This window comes from Pauljensenia sp. UMB9872, assembly GCF_030212665.1.
Taxonomy (GTDB): Bacteria; Actinomycetota; Actinomycetes; order Actinomycetales; family Actinomycetaceae; genus Pauljensenia; species Pauljensenia turicensis_B.
Map to the genome: position 1 here is coordinate 79,711 of NZ_JASOER010000005.1, position 13,426 is coordinate 93,136.

At 55.7% G+C, this 13,426-nt stretch carries 13 protein-coding genes; 5 read left to right on the forward strand and 8 right to left on the reverse strand.

Features of this window, described 5'->3' with window-relative positions:
* Positions 1 to 218 precede the first annotated feature (218 nt).
* Entirely contained in the window at positions 219 to 1,343 is a 1,125-nt protein-coding gene (locus QP109_RS03210; RefSeq protein ID WP_101627606.1) for a GuaB3 family IMP dehydrogenase-related protein, read from the reverse strand.
* Positions 1,344 to 1,488: 145 nt separating this feature from the next.
* On the opposite strand from QP109_RS03210, the gene QP109_RS03215 reads away from it, so the two are divergent.
* Complete coding sequence (locus tag QP109_RS03215; RefSeq protein WP_285023256.1) at positions 1,489 to 2,226, forward strand: exonuclease domain-containing protein; 738 nt, start codon at positions 1,489 to 1,491, stop codon at positions 2,224 to 2,226.
* Positions 2,227 to 2,422: 196 nt separating this feature from the next.
* On the opposite strand, the gene QP109_RS03220 is transcribed toward QP109_RS03215, so the two are convergent.
* From QP109_RS03220 to QP109_RS03235, 4 genes are all read right to left on the reverse strand, one after another.
* Positions 2,423 to 3,112, reverse strand: coding sequence for a transaldolase family protein (locus QP109_RS03220; RefSeq protein WP_101627607.1), 690 nt, complete (start codon positions 3,110 to 3,112; stop codon positions 2,423 to 2,425).
* Between the two features lie 137 nt (positions 3,113 to 3,249).
* A complete protein-coding gene (gene guaB / locus QP109_RS03225; RefSeq protein WP_285023258.1) occupies positions 3,250 to 4,776 on the reverse strand; it encodes an IMP dehydrogenase in 1,527 nt (508 codons plus the stop codon).
* Positions 4,777 to 4,826: 50 nt separating this feature from the next.
* Positions 4,827 to 6,101 carry an AGE family epimerase/isomerase gene (locus QP109_RS03230; protein ID WP_285023260.1) on the reverse strand — a complete coding sequence of 425 codons (1,275 nt, stop codon included), beginning with the start codon at positions 6,099 to 6,101 and terminating at the stop codon, positions 4,827 to 4,829.
* An 83-nt stretch (positions 6,102 to 6,184) separates the two neighbouring features.
* Complete coding sequence (locus tag QP109_RS03235) at positions 6,185 to 7,117, reverse strand: MerR family transcriptional regulator (RefSeq protein WP_285023262.1); 933 nt, start codon at positions 7,115 to 7,117, stop codon at positions 6,185 to 6,187.
* A gap of 316 nt (positions 7,118 to 7,433) precedes the next feature.
* On the opposite strand from QP109_RS03235, the gene QP109_RS03240 reads away from it, so the two are divergent.
* From QP109_RS03240 to QP109_RS03250, 3 genes are all read left to right on the forward strand, one after another.
* Positions 7,434 to 7,730, forward strand: coding sequence for a WhiB family transcriptional regulator (locus QP109_RS03240; protein WP_006681448.1), 297 nt, complete (start codon positions 7,434 to 7,436; stop codon positions 7,728 to 7,730).
* A 120-nt stretch (positions 7,731 to 7,850) separates the two neighbouring features.
* Complete coding sequence (locus tag QP109_RS03245; RefSeq protein ID WP_101627611.1) at positions 7,851 to 8,696, forward strand: DsbA family protein; 846 nt, start codon at positions 7,851 to 7,853, stop codon at positions 8,694 to 8,696.
* A complete protein-coding gene (locus QP109_RS03250; RefSeq protein WP_285023265.1) occupies positions 8,693 to 9,538 on the forward strand; it encodes a cytochrome c biogenesis CcdA family protein in 846 nt (281 codons plus the stop codon). Before QP109_RS03245 ends, QP109_RS03250 begins: the two co-directional genes overlap by 4 nt.
* A 105-nt stretch (positions 9,539 to 9,643) precedes the next feature.
* On the opposite strand, the gene groES is transcribed toward QP109_RS03250, so the two are convergent.
* Positions 9,644 to 9,940, reverse strand: coding sequence for a co-chaperone GroES (gene groES / locus QP109_RS03255; protein ID WP_006681451.1), 297 nt, complete (start codon positions 9,938 to 9,940; stop codon positions 9,644 to 9,646).
* Between the two features lie 397 nt (positions 9,941 to 10,337).
* On the opposite strand from groES, the gene QP109_RS03260 reads away from it, so the two are divergent.
* Positions 10,338 to 11,567 (forward strand): THUMP-like domain-containing protein, encoded by a 1,230-nt coding sequence (locus QP109_RS03260; RefSeq protein WP_285023268.1) that lies wholly within the window; start codon positions 10,338 to 10,340, stop codon positions 11,565 to 11,567.
* Between the two features lie 228 nt (positions 11,568 to 11,795).
* On the opposite strand, the gene tsaD is transcribed toward QP109_RS03260, so the two are convergent.
* Both tsaD and QP109_RS03270 read right to left on the reverse strand, forming a co-directional pair.
* On the reverse strand, positions 11,796 to 12,851 hold the full coding sequence (tsaD, locus tag QP109_RS03265) for a tRNA (adenosine(37)-N6)-threonylcarbamoyltransferase complex transferase subunit TsaD (RefSeq protein ID WP_285023270.1): 1,056 nt from the start codon (positions 12,849 to 12,851) through the stop codon (positions 11,796 to 11,798).
* Between the two features lie 76 nt (positions 12,852 to 12,927).
* Positions 12,928 to 13,197, reverse strand: a complete 270-nt coding sequence (locus QP109_RS03270; protein ID WP_285023271.1) for a hypothetical protein — start codon at positions 13,195 to 13,197, stop codon at positions 12,928 to 12,930.
* Positions 13,198 to 13,426 lie beyond the last annotated feature (229 nt).

The following is a 13,426-nucleotide window of genomic DNA, read 5'->3' on the forward strand; positions in this document are numbered from 1 at the left end:
CCGAGTATGCGAATACAGAGCATTCAAGTCGGGGGCGAAGCACACATGATTACCCCGGGGGCGCTCACCCTAGTAAGGACCACTTTGCTCCGCCAAACACACTGAAGCCCCACCAAGCACTCGCCCTGCAACGGCTCAGCGGAGACGAGAAGCGCCCAAGCACGGCAAGGAACCGCGCCCGGACGCTCCTAGAGGATCCCAAGATGGAGGTTGAAAACTCAGCTTGGCTGATAGGGCGAGACCACCACATTGACCTTCTGCAAGTCTTTGACTTCCGAATAGCCGGTCGATGCCATGGTCCTCTTCAGGGCGCCAACAAAGTTCAGGGAACCGTCTGCACGCGTCGAAGGACCATAGAGAATCTGTTGCAGACTTCCGGATGTGCCTACGTGAACACGCTGACCGCGAGGCATGTCTGGGTGCGTGGCCTCGGAACCCCAATGCCAACCGCGCCCAGGCGCTTCCTCCGCACGAGCCAGGGCAGCACCCAGCATGACTGCATCCGCGCCGCAGGCGATGGCGCGCGACAAATCACCAGAACGCCCAATGCCACCGTCGGCAATGACGTGAACGTAGCGTCCGCCGGATTCATCCATGTAATCGCGACGCGCAGCGGCCACATCGGCGATTGCTGTTGCCATCGGGGCATGCACGCCAAGCGATTGACGGGTCGAGTGTGCCGCTCCCCCGCCAAATCCGACAAGAACACCGGCAGCACCCGTGCGCATCAGATGCAACGCTGCCGTATCCGTGCAGACTCCACCAACAATGACGGGGACGTCGAGTTCATAGATGAACCGCTTGAGGTTGAGGGGTTCAGATCGGCTGGAAACATGTTCTGCAGAGACTGTTGAGCCTCGGATGACGAAAAGGTCCACGCCCGCATCGACGACTGCTCGCCAGTACTTTTGGGTACGCTGAGGCGACAGCTTACCCGCAACAACTACGCCGGCTTGCCGAAGTTGAGCGAGGCGAGCAGTGATAAGCGACGGCTTAATTGGTTCCGAATAGATCTGTTGGAGTCGCGCAATAGACTCCTCTTCTCCAAGATGGGAGATTTCTTCGAGAAGTGGCTCCGGATCTTCGTAGCGCGTCCATAGACCGTCCAGATCTAGAACACCCAACCCGCCGAGTTTTCCGAATGCGATTGCCGTTTCGGGGCTCATGACCGAGTCCATGGGGGCAGCCATGATCGGAATATCGACGTGGTAGGCGTCGATTTGCCAGCCGACGTTCACATCTTCGGGATCACGAGTGCGTCTTGAGGGAACCAGGGCAATATCGTCCAGACTGTACGCGCGTCGCGCACGCTTTCCACGACCAATTTCAACTTCGTTGCTCACGACTTGATACTAACCACTTTGGGGCGCTGACATGCGCTTTTGTTGATGATTGCAGCGTGGGTGCGATGAGGTAGTCGACGAGGCCGGCTTCGCCGACCTGATGATTGCCATTTCGTTTCTCCATGGTTTAGGCGACACTAGTTCCATGAATGAAAACACTTCTTGGATTGATCAGCCTTGGCTTGGTTTCGACACAGAGACAACCGGCACGAATCCTCTTTCGGATCGCCTTGTCACGGCTGCGCTTGTTTTGCGACGCGGGGGTATCAACCCATCTGGCCCTGACGAAGTTGTCACATGGCTAGCTAATCCCGGGGTAGAGATCCCTGAAAATGCCAGCGCTGTTCACGGGATTTCCAACGAAAAAGCTCAGACCCAGGGACGGGATGTTTCCGAGGTCTTAACTGAGGTCGCTGATTCTTTGGTTGCGCACTGGCAACGCGGTTTCCCTGTTGTTGTCTTCAATGCGGCGTTCGATATTACGTTGATGAATGCCGAGCTCACTCGCCATGGTCTGCAAACTTTGGAAGAACGCCTTGGTGGCCCTGTTGGACTCATTCTTGATCCGATCGTCCTTGATCGTCACTTCGATAAGTACCGGAAGGGAAAGCGAACCCTGACCACCATGGCACCGCACTACGGTGTGGATCCAGATCCGAATGCTCACACGGCAGAAGTTGACGTTTCGATGACGTTAGACGTGTTGGCGAAAATTGCCCAGGCTTTTGGTGCTCCGCTCACTCAGAGCAGCGCTCATGCGTTGATGGCATTGCAGGCCAGCGCTTTTAAAGAATGGGCTACGGGACTTGAAACCTACTTTGCACGTCAGGGTAAGCCCCAGCAGATTGATTCCCAGTGGCCACAAAGGGCTCTGAATAGCTAAAGGGATCAGTATCCCCATCATTTGAACGGGTCGGTGAATTGAAGAGGTCGATGACCCAATAGAACGCCGTTGTTACTATCGGGTCATCAGTCTTCAGCGCACTGTCACTTCCATGTGCGGGGCGCGACTTCGTCCCATAGGCGGGACTGATTGGACGCGTGGTGGTCAGCGCTAAGCACTGACCACCACTGTGACGTCACTTGGTATCGATCAGATCTTTCCATGTGCGTTTCTCACCGACCAGAAGGCTGAAGTGCTTGTTCTGTTCAGCGATCGCCGCATCGGTTGCGGGATTCTTAATCAGTGCCGCAAGAACCTCGGGGGCAGCAGTGATAGCACCAACGCCCTGGCGGACCAGTTCAAGAACCTGTTCAGAGTTCTTGAAGGACGCGGCCAAAACATCAGCTTCCATTCCATACGACTTCAGCGTGCGGTGGATTTCGCTGGCAACGCGAACACCATCAATGCCGTAGTTATCCATGCGGTTCACGTAGGGAGCAACATAGCGGGCGCCAGCCTTTGCCGCCATGAATCCCTGCATCGAAGAGTGAATGCCTGTTGCCGTTACCTGCATGCCTTCTGCAACAATACGAGGAATTGCCGCGAAGCCGTCGCGAGTTACAGGAAGCTTCACAAATAGGTTGCCACCAATTTCTTCACGCAGAGCACGCGCTTCGGCAACCATATCGTCGGCGCGTTCTGACACGATCTGAACATGCAACTGCGACCCATAGGGCAGTAAATTTTGGATCTGATGCAGAACGTCCAAAGGCTCTTTGCCTTCGCGATACAAGATGGTCGGGTTAGTCGTAACACCGTCAATCGGAAGGTAGGACAGTGTCTGTTCAATTGCTTCGACGTTTGCGTAATCGATCAGGATGAGCATGTGCGCGATTCCCTTTTCAACAGTGTGAAAATGTGTTCCGACAGGTTCAGATTAGTGCCCATTTTGGAATAAGAATAGGACCCCCGTCGCATACGTGAAACCGTCTGCGACGAGGGTCAATACCTGTCAAACGTTTATCAGCGAGAAGATCCTGACGAATGGTAGTTCGGAGCTTCGCTGGTCATCTGCACATCGTGCGGATGAGATTCGCGCAGACCTGCAGATGTGATTCGAACAAAGCGGCCATTCTTCTTGATCTCCTCGATCGACGAAGCACCCAGATAGAACATCGTCTGATGCAGGCCACCAACAAGCTGGTAAATCACTGAGGCAAGTGAACCAGTGAACGGAACCTGCCCTTCAATACCTTCTGGAACGATCTTGTCATCACTGGTGACATCAGCCTGGAAGTAGCGGTCCTTCGAGTAGGACTTGCGGCCACGCGAGCTCATTGCACCCAGCGACCCCATGCCACGGTAACGCTTGTACTGCTTACCGTTCGTGAAGACAACCTCACCCGGAGACTCTTCACAGCCGGCCAAAAGCGAGCCGAGCATGACCGTATCAGCACCGGCCACAAGAGCCTTACCGATATCGCCCGAGTACTGCAGACCACCGTCAGCGATCAGCGGAACACCGGCGGGCTTACACGCCTTAGCAGCCAAGTAAATTGCAGTAATCTGCGGGACGCCCACGCCAGCAACGACGCGGGTGGTGCAAATCGAGCCCGGGCCAACACCAACCTTCACCGCATCGACACCGGCATCAATCAGCGCTTGAGCACCTTCAGTGGTTGCGACGTTGCCACCGATGATCTGAACGCCAGCGAACAACGGATCCGCCTTAATACGGCGAATCATATCCAGCGCAAGCTGGGCGCCACCGTTAGCTGTATCAACAACAAGAACGTCAACACCTGCTTCAGCGAGCGCGGTTGCACGTTCCCACGTATCACCCCAATAACCAACAGCAGCGCCAACAACCAGACGACCACGGTCATCCTTCGTCGCGTTCGGATACTGTTCGGTCTTCACGAAGTCCTTGACCGTGATCAAGCCGGTCAACTTATTGTTTTCGTCAATAATTGGAAGCTTCTCCACTCGATGCTCAGCCAGCAGAGCCTTCGCATCTTCACGAGAAATACCAACCTGACCCACAACAAGATCCTCGCGCGGGGTCATGCAATCGCGAACCTTCAGCGTTGCCCACTGGGATTCAGGGACAAAACGTAGGTCACGGTTCGTGATGATGCCAACAAGACCATTTTCTTCGTCAACAACAGGAAGACCAGACACGCGATAGTGACCGCAGAGCTCATCGAGCTGTTCGATGGTCGCATCGGGACCAACAGTCACAGGATCTTCAACCATTCCAGATTCGGAGCGCTTCACCTGACGAACATGCTGTGCTTGTTCTTCAATCGAAAGATTGCGGTGAAGGATGCCAATACCACCCTGACGAGCCATGGCAATCGCCATACGAGCTTCAGTCACCGTATCCATTGCTGCAGAAAGCAACGGAACACGCAGGGAAATTTTCTTCGTCAGTTGCGACGTAGTGTCAACAGTGGATGGAACGACGTCAGTCAGCTCTGGGAGCAGAAGAACGTCATCGTAAGTAAGGCCAGTCAGCGAGAACGGATCATGCTCTAAAAAGTCTCCCATGGGCCAAGTCTAGGCTGTGACTCAAGCCGGATAAAATCTTCGGACGAACCTCACAATTCCGAGTGGTCTTGTGCCCTCAGCTGCGCTAATGTCGCCGCAAATCCGGGATACAAGCCAATACGAGGCAACAGCAACATCTGACCGACATGATAGGCATCAGCTTTGCCTGCCCAGACAGTTTCACTCTCGTGTCCGTCTGCGTCGACTTCATGGATCCAGCGTCCTGGGCCAGCATGAATGACCTGATCCGCCCACGCCACATATCGAGCGAAACGCTCTGACTGGACCATGACGTCGTCATCATTACCCAGTTCTTCACTGACTTTACCCAGAGCGAGCGTTGCGTTCACAGCTTCGCAAGCAACCCAGTGCATGCGAGTATCCACAACAGTCTTTCCATCAAAGTCCGTCGTGTAAACGATCCCACCCTTTTCGCTGTCCCAACCATCAGTATCCGCTCGATCAACAAGGCAATGCGCAACGTCATACATCCATTCACCCGGAGTATCCCCGCACGCAATGAGTGAAGCTCGACCATGCAGGATCAAACGCGCCCACTCAAACCCGTGTCCCGGAGTTGCACCGTAAGGACGGAAAGGATCAGCGGGATTTTCAATGAACATCTCGGGACAAGCAATCCAGTTCTGATCGAAGTGCTCAGGCAAGCGCCAACCAAAGCGAGCACCAAGATCGGCAACAAAACGCATTATTTCGCGCGCACGATCCAACCAACGTCGCTCACCCGTCGCATCGAAGGCAGCAAGATACGCCTCGACCGTGTGCATATTCGCGTTCAGACCTCGATATTCTTCGCACTCGCTCCAGTCGCTGTTCCACGAGTTCGCGACGCGCCCATACGATGGTTCCCACCAGTGCGCATCCTGATCGGCAAGCGCTTCATCAAGCAACGCCCGGCCTCGTTCATGCCCAGCAAGATAGGCCGCGGAAGTCGCGAGAATCACGAACGCGTGCGCATAGGCTTCCTTACGGATCGGCTCAACCGGGCGAGCCTGCTCCCCCGTTGCATCCAGAGCGGAGAACCACCCGCCATATTCATCGTCATGCAACGAGGTAGACAGCGCATCAAGCCCGTGCTCGACAAGACCAGACACTCCCTGGACACCACGCATCTCAGCAAGCGCAAACACATACGTCATTCGACACGTAATCCACAGCTCAACACCCTTGGACTCTGTAATAGCACCATCGGCATCCAGATAACCGAAGCCAGCAGAGCACGCTGAAGCTGAAGCGAACTCAACAAGCGCTAAGAAATCAGCATCAAAAGCGTCAATAAGAGCGGAATCATTCCAGGGGGTCTTCATTGTCACTCCCGGTCAAAAGATATGCGTAACACCGATAAAGGTATCACTGCCTCAAGTTTCGATGAGAGGTTCTATGGGACTTGTTAAGACAAAACCGAGGAAAGATCAGCACCGGGTGCAAGCACCGCAAGAGTTTCTTCTACGCCGGCAGCAATTGTGCGCACGCGCAGGACGCGCTCATCAACGACCTTCGGAGCATCTGCGCCAACCAGCATGACATCGAGGTCAAGATCAGTAGTAAGACCATGAATAAATTTCTCGCAACTTGCCCCAGAACCCATGACAATAGCCAACACGACCGGGCGTTCTTTGGTATGAAGCGCAACGCGAGCACACGCTCCCTGGTCATCGACTGTCGCAGTCGAAACGACGCGCACATCAATACCATACCAGCCAAGAGCAACACCAAGAACGTGTGCTCCCAGCTCGTGGGCAACGTCCGTAAGAACAACAACAGACCCAAGGGCTGTCTGAGGAGAAACGCACTCGCTAGCAAACTGAGCGAGCACATCAAGGAAAGCGTTTTGAAGAATCGAGGACGGCGCACATCCGGGCTTCTGCCCGCATGTGGAGGCACGCAAGGTGTCGAGCGCTGGGCTGACTAAGCGACTCCAAGTATGAACAAGCCCCTCGTCGCCCACCGCGGAACGAAGGACATTCTTCAGCTGATGCCCGTGGCAGGCTGATACACAATTCAGTAGTTCAGAAACCGTATGAGGAACGGGCAGGTCTTCTTGACGCGAACGCGCAGGGGTCGTCGCCAACACGGTAGCGGCAGCATCTGCGGGAGAAACACCCTGATGCACAAGGTCAACCATCGCGGTCAAACGCGCAACATCGCTGGCACGATAGCGACGATGAGTTCCTGCTTGGCGCTCATCTGGGCCAAGACCATAGCGTCGTTCCCAGGTGCGAAGAGTCGAGGGGGAGATTCCGAGACGAACGGAAACAGCAGTCACTGTCAGCGGAGCATCGACGCCTGAATCAGCTGAAGACGCAAGATGTGCGCGAGGCATGTCGTTTCCTTTCCGCTCGCCAGCTACCAACGTTTTTATTCAACGTTGTTCACTCCTACAACGATTGTTCACCGAAGAGTGAGCTTTCGCCACTGGAACAAAGAAGAAGTGTCAAGTAAGTGAGACAAATCTTCTTCATGGCATTCCGCATGTTTTGTAGCGATATATTCAGATTTTTCTCAGGTTTATTGCCTTTTCTGAGAAATAACTAAGAATGTATGAACGGCTCTTGAACAACTTACGAACAATATCTAAACTGATGGAGGCTGCTCGCGAAGAAGTACTTCGACCGGCAGTCACCGAATGAGAGGTACACATGTCTGACGTTTCACGTCTCCCCGGCCCAATGATCGACGCTTGGGATTGGCAGTACGACGGCGCATGCCGTGACCTCGATACCGAGCTCTTCTTCCACCCTGAAGGCGAACGCGGTTCAACGCGTCGCCGTCGCGCCGCAAACGCAAAGGCAATCTGCGCAACGTGTCCTGTGATAGACCAGTGCCGCGAATACGCGCTGGCGTCGCAAGAGCCCTACGGCATCTGGGGCGGAATGACAGAAGAAGAACGACGCGAAGAAATCCGTTCATCGCATCGGCAGCGTCGAGCGTCGTAATCTAACCTAGTCTTACAGAGGCGTCGCACACATAGCGCGACGCCTCTTCACTTCTCATGCCACACTAAAGAATCATCGATAGTTTTCACTATTCCCCAACAACCAATCGGAAGCGAAGTCGTGACATCACCAGTTGTTTCATCCCAGCCACGCCGTAAATCCCGATCGCTCATCATTTCGATCGCACTCATCATCATTGCAGCATTCGTCCTTGCCGTCAGCATTTGGACAACTAGTGGAAACAAGCAAGCAGATTCGGCAGCATCAGCGCAATCGTCAGACTCGACGCACACTCAATCTGCCCAATCTGCATCAGCGACGCCAGGAGCCTCGTCCGCTGCCGCGGCGGCCGCCGACGTTGACCCGAACGTCGCAGCGCCCAGTGAGAAGAACGCAGAGCTCCTTGCAATCATTCGATCCGCACCCAAGCGCGACGCCAACGACAATCAGGCCAAAGGCGCTCTGGACGCTCCGGTTGTCCTCACACTCTTCTCTGACTTCTCCTGCCCCTACTGCACGCTGTTTGCTAAAAAAATCGAACCCCAGCTTGCCGATCTGATCGAAGACGGAACTCTTCGCATCGAATGGCGCGACCTGGCACAGATCACCCCCACGTCCCCCTTGGCAGCTCAAGCGGGACGTGCGGCAGCCGATCAGGGCAAGTTCTGGGAATTCCACGACTTGCTGTATCAGGCAACCAACGAACACGAACACCCGGAATACACCGAGGAATCTCTCGTCGCATTCGCTGAACAAGCTGGCGTTTCAGACATCGACACCTTCCGCGCCACGATGAATGCGGCCGAAACCGTTCAGGCTGTCGCCGACGCGAAGAAGGAAGCCTACTCCATCGGCATCACCGGCACACCTTTCATGTTCATTGGGGACACCTACATTTCGGGCTACCGCGATTACGAGTATGTGCGCACAACGATTGAACTTCAGGCGGAGGCTGCCCGTTCATGACTTTGACCCCATTGGCTGCCCTGCTCGGTGGCGTATTGACGGTCTTCGCCCCCTGTTCGGTGATGATCCTGCCAGCATTCTTCGCATACGCATTCCAGTCGCGTTCTGCACTGCTACTGCGCACCGGAATCTTCTGGCTGGGTTTGCTGACTTCTCTTCTGCCTTTGGGCGTACTTGTCGGCGCGGCGGGATCAGCTCTGCGCGATCACCTAGATCTGATCACACGCATCTGCGCCTTCATCATCATCATTCTTGGCATCGTTGAGATTATCGCTCTTGAAATCCCCACGCCTCATCGCAAGGCGTCGGCGGGAGTACGCAAAGAACGTGATCGCACTCATCCTCTGTCGATCTACCTTTTGGGGCTCACTTATGGCTTTGCCGGTACCGGTTGCGCTGGGCCAATCCTAGGGGCCGTTTTGGTGGCCGCAGGTATCGGAGCTTCGCCGGCAACAGGCGCTGCTCTGATGGCTCTGTACGCCACTGGCATGGTTGTTCCTCTGGCAGTGCTCGCATTGGCGTGGCAGTCTACGAATTTGTCCTCAAGCACCTGGTTGCGTCCCCGCCCCCTTCGACTATTCGGTCGCGATACAACGTGGACGAACGTCGTCTCAGGCATCGTTTTGGTTGCGCTGGGCGTGATGCTTCTGGTCGTTGGCATCGCGAATCCACTTGGCGGATTGATTTCAGCAACGACCTTGGCTTCGTGGGAACAGTCTCTGATGCGGTTCGGTTCGACGATTCCTACGTGGGCAATGATCACAGTTGTTGTCTTGGTGATTGCCGCCGCGTGGTTCGCGTGGCCTCGTCGGACAAAGGAGACGGAAACAAACGCCGCGTAGTTCTTTGCTGTTCTCGATACAGTGTGGGCCCGGCACCTGAGGTGCCAGGCCCACACTGTTTGTCAGTGGCGAACTCTAGGTTCAGCGCTCAAATGAACTCTAGGTTCAGCGCTCAACGATTGCGAGGACGTCGCGTGCGGAGAGGATCTGGTATTCCTTGCCTTCGTACTTGACCTCGGTACCACCATAGCGCGAGTAAATCACGACGTCGCCGACCTTCACGTCGACGGGAACACGGTTTCCGTTGTCATCAACGCGGCCGGGGCCGACTGCGATAACTTCGCCTTCCTGTGGCTTTTCCTTGGCGGTATCCGGGATAACCAGGCCAGAGGCGGTGGTCTGAACTGCCTCGACCTGCTGGATAACAATACGGTCTTCGAGGGGCTTGATGGAGATCGACACTGTCGCTCCCTTTCTTCTTGAAAGTTTCCGTCATCCCTTCCCTGCCGTCGCGGGGGTCAGGGGTAGGATCGCTTCGCGGTTTTCACCGCTTCATGCATGAGCATATTCCGCCTCTGGCACTCGAGCAACCTGAGTGCCAAACAGTTCACTTTCAGCAGATTTCCCACCGCGCTTGTTCACCAAACCACCCACCTCCACCACCGCGCTTGTTCAGCAAACCACCCACCTCCACCACCGCGCTTGTTCAAAAAAGCGACCAGTTCATGAGCGCAACCTCGTCCCCCGCATCTGAAATCCACACGCGCTCACGCTGAACAAGCGCGCTCAATCGAGAAAAGCGAATGCCCAACGATCTGCGTAAACGCCGAACAAGCGCGGTCCGTGGCAGAATCGGAGGGTGAATTCTTCCCTCGATCCTGTCCTGATGCGCGAGGGGTGGGATCTGCTTACCCGCCTGCAGGCCCTCCCGCACACAACAGAAGCAGAGCAGGCACAATTGAACGCGCTCTTACGGAAAGAAGGGATCGAGCCGGCGCTCGTGTCAGCGCTCCTCACCCAATTGGAATTGCGCGTTCACGCTCACACGAAGTTCGGCGATTTTGCCGACCATATGGTTTTCACGCGCGACGGGCTGGAGCAGGCAACGCGCCTCAATGTCGCAGCACACCACGCTGGGCGATTTCGGGACAGCGGAGCAACCTACGTCGCAGACCTCGGATGTGGGATTGGTAGTGACTCGCTGGCGATTGCCAGCCTGGGATTAAAAACGCTCAGCGTCGACCTGAATCCCGATGCCGTCGCATGCGCGGCAACCAACCTGCGCGATTTCCCTGACAGCGATGTGTTGCTTGGGAATGTCCTGGATCTTGACATTCATGAGCTTGCCGACCGTGGCGTCGACGCCATCTTCGCTGATCCTGCACGACGCACCGGAGCAAAACGCGGATCCACGCGTCTCATGGATCCTGAATCCTGGTCTCCCTCACTTTCAACGGTGCTGGGCTGGCGCGACGCAATTCCCCGCATCGGCATCAAAGTCGCGCCCGGAATCTCCTATTCGGATCTGCCTGAAGACGCGTGCGTGCAGTGGACAAGCGTCGATGGCTCCTTGGTCGAGGCGGCAATTTGGACTGGCCTGCTCGCCCGCGATGGTTCGGGTCGGGTTGCGTGCGTCATCAAGGGATCGCGGACGTTCACCTTGCGCGCAATTCACGAGGCCCCAGCAAACGCTCCACTTATCCCGGCCCCCGTCGGAGAGCTGGCGGATTACGTGGGTGAACCCGACGATGCAGTGATTCGAGCCGGGCTCATTTCAACGCTCGCCAACCAGTTGGATGCACATCTGATCTCTGAGTCGATCGCGTATTTGAGTGCGACTGAGGCAACACCGAGCGCATTCATCCGCTGGTTCAAGGTCGAAGATGTCGTCACGTTGAGACCGAAAACAATTTCCGCTGCTCTTCGAGGCCTTGGCATCGGACGCATTGAGGTCAAGAAGCGAGGCACCGACATTGATCCTGCGACATTGAGGCGTTCACTCAAGCTCTCAGACAATAAGGACGGCGTCGTCATTGCCACGCGCATCAAGGGACGTCACCGCGCGATCATTGCAACGCGTATCAGCTGATCCGCGCACGCATGCGCAGTGATGTGACGGTAAGCGGCCTCGTCAATTAACTTCTTCGCCCCACCGACGCGCCAACCTGAACGGTGAAGGAGCACAGCCACGCCCCACACAAACGGTGAACAAGCGCAGTCACACCCCACACAAACGGTGAACAAGCGCAGTCACACCCAACACAAACGGTGAACAAGCGCGGTGGTGGCGAGGCGCAACCGATAGCAAAGAGGAAGATCAGGCGCTAGGCAACATTGACGTCTGCGTCAGAGGCATGCCCGAATCTGGCGAGAAATTCCAATCCGACGGAGCAACACCTGCGCGAACAAGCTCCGACCCCATCGCAGCGATCTGCGCACCGTTATCCGTGCAGAAACGCAACGGGGGCAGGCGAACCTCAAGACCAGAAGCCTCAGCACGCTCAGCAAGAAGCGCACGCAGACGAGAGTTCGCAGAAAAACCGCCACCCACAACGATCGTCTGGCACCCCATGTCCAACGCCGCGCGCACTGCTTTAGCGGTCAGAGAGTCATTCACTGCCTCAGAGAAGCCAGCACACACGTCTTCAGCGCTCACAGTCTCACCGCGAGCCTCGGCACCCTCTACGTAGCGAGCAACAGCGGTCTTCAGACCGGAGAAGCTGAAATCGTACTTGTGACGTTCTTTATCCTTGCCACCGGACAAACCGCGCGGGAACTTAATGGCATTCACGTCGCCAGCCTGAGAGAGCCGATCAACGTGCGGCCCACCCGGGTAAGGCAGACCAAGCAGGCGTCCAACCTTATCGAAGGCTTCGCCGGCAGCATCGTCAAGCGTGCCGCCCAGTTCTTGAACGTCGGTCGCAATGTCGTTAACCAGCAGAATATTCGAGTGGCCACCGGAAACAACCAGACCGATAAAGCGCTCAGGGAGCGGGCCGTCAGCAAGCTTATCGACAGCAAGATGGCCGATCACGTGGTTCACACCGTACAGAGGCTTACCAAGGGACGAGGCAAGCGCCTTCGCAGCACAAATACCGACCGTCAAAGAACCAACGAGGCCCGGGCCGCCAGCAACAGCAATCGCATCCACGTCATCAAGCGTCACGTCAGCTTCATCAAGCGCCGCATTCAGGGTCGGGATAAACGATTCAAGGTGAGCGCGCGACGCAATTTCTGGGATGATACCACCGTAGCGGGCATACTGATCCATCGATGTGGCCGTGCGGTCGACGAGCAGTTCGCACCCGCGCACAAGACCAATGCCAGTTTCATCGCAGGTGGATTCGATTCCGAGGATGAGTGATTCCTTCACCCTTCCAGTTTATGCCGGCAAGGAACGAGGCCGTGAATCCAAATGTGTGACATCCGTGCCGTGGCACGGACTGCCATCACTGTGAGTTTTCTACGGGGTCATCATCCTTCGACGGAGTCCGCTTGTTGGCAACGATCATTGCAACACCTGCAACGGTGAAGGCAAGAAGCGACCAGGGGAATGCTTTATCCGAGATGACCTTGATTGTATCCGAACCGAACATCAAACCAAGGAGAAGCAGGATTGACAGGATCGCGAAGACAATCATTGCTCCGATAGCAACCGATGATGAAACCCAGTAGCGACGAGTGTGAGTGTTCGGGCCTGTTTCGTCGAATTTCTCCATTGAAATCACCTTCCACATCGACGCTGAACAATGGCGCTGACCAGCAATTTTACGTGCTCTTATTCTAGCCTCTTCTGCATTGAGTAGTCGGCGAGATAAGGTCATCCATCCGCAGTTCGACGCTTGATCCCAAGTCGAATTCGGTGAACATGCGCGCCTGACGGTTCAACATCAACACAGGCACGCTCCCCAGAAGAAAGAAACTACCAATCCAACTTCTGGGGAGCGT

Bases quoted from the DNA above. Each gene is read 5' to 3' on its own strand.
- QP109_RS03215 (WP_285023256.1), top strand. From the start codon at position 1,489: ATGAATGAAAACACTTCTTGGATTGATCAGCCTTGGCTTGGTTTCGAC.
- QP109_RS03220 (WP_101627607.1), bottom strand. From the start codon at position 3,112: ATGCTCATCCTGATCGATTACGCAAACGTCGAAGCAATTGAACAGACA.
- guaB (WP_285023258.1), bottom strand. From the start codon at position 4,776: ATGGGAGACTTTTTAGAGCATGATCCGTTCTCGCTGACTGGCCTTACT.
- QP109_RS03230 (WP_285023260.1), bottom strand. From the start codon at position 6,101: ATGAAGACCCCCTGGAATGATTCCGCTCTTATTGACGCTTTTGATGCT.
- QP109_RS03235 (WP_285023262.1), bottom strand. From the start codon at position 7,117: ATGCCTCGCGCACATCTTGCGTCTTCAGCTGATTCAGGCGTCGATGCT.
- QP109_RS03240 (WP_006681448.1), top strand. From the start codon at position 7,434: ATGTCTGACGTTTCACGTCTCCCCGGCCCAATGATCGACGCTTGGGAT.
- QP109_RS03250 (WP_285023265.1), top strand. From the start codon at position 8,693: ATGACTTTGACCCCATTGGCTGCCCTGCTCGGTGGCGTATTGACGGTC.
- QP109_RS03270 (WP_285023271.1), bottom strand. From the start codon at position 13,197: ATGGAGAAATTCGACGAAACAGGCCCGAACACTCACACTCGTCGCTAC.